The 2,326-nt window shown below is 66.1% G+C and carries 3 protein-coding genes; 1 reads left to right on the forward strand and 2 read right to left on the reverse strand.

What is annotated here, in order from left to right:
- Positions 1 to 468 precede the first annotated feature (468 nt).
- Entirely contained in the window at positions 469 to 822 is a 354-nt protein-coding gene (locus QZX93_RS09390) for a nucleotidyl transferase AbiEii/AbiGii toxin family protein (protein WP_295385046.1), read from the reverse strand.
- A gap of 22 nt (positions 823 to 844) precedes the next feature.
- On the opposite strand from QZX93_RS09390, the gene QZX93_RS09395 reads away from it, so the two are divergent.
- Positions 845 to 1,015, forward strand: coding sequence for a hypothetical protein (locus tag QZX93_RS09395; protein WP_295385042.1), 171 nt, complete (start codon positions 845 to 847; stop codon positions 1,013 to 1,015).
- A 110-nt stretch (positions 1,016 to 1,125) separates the two neighbouring features.
- Here the strand turns inward: QZX93_RS09395 and QZX93_RS09400 are convergent, their stop codons facing one another.
- Entirely contained in the window at positions 1,126 to 2,100 is a 975-nt protein-coding gene (locus QZX93_RS09400; RefSeq protein WP_295385044.1) for a site-specific integrase, read from the reverse strand.
- Positions 2,101 to 2,326 lie beyond the last annotated feature (226 nt).

A 2,326-nucleotide genomic window follows, 5' to 3' on the forward strand; every position in this document is an offset into this window, starting at 1 on the left:
CAACCGTCGGCACAGCAAAGGGTCGTTGGATCGCTCCCCCCGGTACAACAGGCGTCGCAGTGTGCTGAACGATAACGGTAAACGAGATAGCTCAACCAAGGTGAAGATCATGAGTGACCAAGACCTCAGTACCCGCAGCAATCATGCCCTGTGGATGGCCATTGGGATCATGTTGGCCCCCCTGGTCCCCTACGCCCTGAGCGGCACTGGCGGCTGACCCTCGATCACACGCGAATTTAAGGTGAATAGCATGAGCGACCAAGACCTCAGTACCCGCAGCAACCACGCCATGTGGATGGCCATCGGCATCATGTTGGCCCCCCTGGTGCCCTATGCCCTGAGCGGCACCGGCGGCTGACCGCTGATCACATGCAAACGAAAGCTCAAGACGGTCGAGGCCTCGCCTGGTGCGGGGCCTCGACGTAATCCGCAGTTACTCGTACGCTCCCCTCGAACACCCCCTAGTCCCTAACATTTTTCTGGCATCTCCACCCATCCCCAGGGCAAGGACCGGAAAAAGGCTTCGACGACGCCATACACAAGGTCAAAATCCGGCAGGTCGCCCTCGATTTCGCTGGCCAGGTTTTTGTACTCGGCTCGCGAGCGGCGCATGATCTCCGGGTTGCCCATGGCGTCAGGACTGACCACGAGGTCGCGTGCCTGCGCCTTGGCGACCAGGCGTTCCAGAATCCTCACCTGGGTCGGCAGATCGTTGCGCAACGGGTGCTCGCTCAGCAGGTAGTGAAGGTCGTCGATGTCCTGGCGCCGAACACGGTTGCGGACCTCCTGTTGCAGGAGCGCCCGAAACTTTTCCGCGACCATCTCCACCAGACTGTAGGTCCGGATGACGCGCCCCGCCTCGAGCTCAAATAGAACCGTCTCACTCTTTCCCTTGCTGGCCCAGCGCTATGGACAGGGCGAGGCGTGCGCCTCGGCACTCCTGGCGACGACGCTACTGTCTTTCCTGACCCTGAACCTGGGGCTCTGGGCACTGGGAGTGGGGGGGACGCACTGACGCCGCCGGGCTCTCGCGCGCAGTATCCAGTCGGTCCATCAGGCGCTGACTCAGGGGGGGCGTAACCAGGTGGGGGAGGGCGGTGCTTCCCCGTCGCGGGCGAACTTCGCTCAGTCCGCTGCCGCACGTGCCGCGGGGGCTGGCGCGTCCTGCGCCAAGGCCTGCTCGATGCGGTAGCGCCCGTAGCCATCGGCGCGTTCGATGTAGCGCATGGCCGACCCGGCGTCCTTCCAGCCCACGTATTCCATCAGATCCTTCACATCCCAGTCATGGCCGTTGGCCCAGGTGGCGAAGCCGCGGCGCAGGGAATGGCCACTGTAACGGTCGGGGGTGGCGATCCCCGCCGCCCGCAGGCGCCGGCGCAGCAGCGGCACCAGGCTGTTAGGATGAAGGGCGGCGGCGCCTAGGTGCCCGCCGGGGCCGATGCGGCGAAACACCGGCCCCGCGGTCAGCGCGGCCAGGTCGATCCAGTCGCGGTAGGCACCGACCGGGCACAGCCGGGAGAGAGCCGGGGCCTTGAATTCCGTCCCAAGTCCGTCGTGTTCGGTTTTGGTGCGATGCAGATAGAGCGTCATGCCCTCCCCAGGCGTGACCTCGATGTCCTCCACGCGTAACCGGCTCAGTTCATCGCTGCGAAAGGCCCGCCAGAACCCGATCAAGATCAGCGCCCGATCGCGGGTCGCCCGCAGGCGGCCGACGTGGTCGGCGTCGGTGGTCGCGCGGGTGATCGCCGCGACCAGGGTGGCGTCGATCTGCGCCAGTTCCGCGATCGGCAAGGGCAGGGCGCGGCGCTCACGGGCGGGGTGGAGCGTGCCGATCCCTTTGAGGACCTGGCGGACCAGGGGCGCCTTGGTGGGATCGGGAAACCCCTGGTCGCGGTGCCATTGCGCGAGCGCCGCCAGGCGCAGCTTCAGCGTGTTCAGCGACAGGGACGGGGCATACGCGGCCAGATAGCGGGCGACCGCATCGGCGGTGGCCGGCAGGAACCCACCCCAAGTCTCTTCGTAATGGCGGACGGCCGAGGCGTAACTGCGACGGGTGTTGTCGCGGGTGGCGGCGGCGAGGTAGTGCTCAAGCTCGGGCATGGGGGTAGGCGGCCTGCGGGTGTCGCTTCGGTGTGGGCTTCTTGTACCGGAACCGGGCCGGTCTGGGCGGTTTTTGCCGCCTGGGCGGGATAAGGGGGGATTATCACGGGTATCGGGGCGGGCCGCGAAGGCGCGGCTTCTGGGCCTGGGTAGTATGTAATTATGCTATATGTACCACGGTACGTTATTCACGACGAGCCCCGGGGCGGTGCCTGCGGGTGCCCCC

This window comes from uncultured Thiodictyon sp. (assembly GCF_903946935.1).
Classification (GTDB): domain Bacteria; phylum Pseudomonadota; class Gammaproteobacteria; order Chromatiales; family Chromatiaceae; genus Thiodictyon.

What these genes read in the sequence shown, in the direction of transcription:
- QZX93_RS09390 (WP_295385046.1), bottom strand. Translation starts at nt 822, where the DNA reads ATGGTCGCGGAAAAGTTTCGGGCGCTCCTGCAACAGGAGGTCCGCAAC.
- QZX93_RS09395 (WP_295385042.1), top strand. Translation starts at nt 845, where the DNA reads ATGACGCGCCCCGCCTCGAGCTCAAATAGAACCGTCTCACTCTTTCCC.
- QZX93_RS09400 (WP_295385044.1), bottom strand. Translation starts at nt 2,100, where the DNA reads ATGCCCGAGCTTGAGCACTACCTCGCCGCCGCCACCCGCGACAACACC.